Consider the following 308-nt stretch of genomic DNA (forward strand, 5'->3'; position numbering starts at 1 on the left):
AGGTGACCGTCGAGATCCGCAACTACCGACGCGACGGAACGCCGTTCTGGAACGAGCTGACGGTCGCACCCGTCTACGACGAGGCGGGCGACCTGGCCCACTACGTCGGGTTCCAGAACGACGTCAGCGAGCGGAAGGAGGCGGAGCGACTGGCCCAGGAGCGGGCCGAGAAGCTCGCGACGGAGCGCCGGGCGCTCGACAGGGTTCTCGGGCGTGTGAACGGCCTTCTCAGCGAGATAAGCCGGATACTCGTCGAGAACCGGGACCCGAACGTCATCCCGGAGCGCGTCTGCGAGGTTATCGCCGGC

1 protein-coding gene is annotated in these 308 nt (G+C 67.5%); it reads left to right on the forward strand.

Annotation, left to right across the window (positions count from 1 at the left end):
* Positions 1–308, forward strand: a 308-nt coding sequence (locus tag EXE44_RS18905; RefSeq protein WP_137718108.1) for a PAS domain-containing protein, incomplete at both ends; no start/stop codon positions are given.

It is taken from the genome of Halorubrum sp. SS7, from assembly GCF_005435055.1.
GTDB lineage: Archaea > Halobacteriota > Halobacteria > Halobacteriales > Haloferacaceae > Halorubrum > Halorubrum salinarum.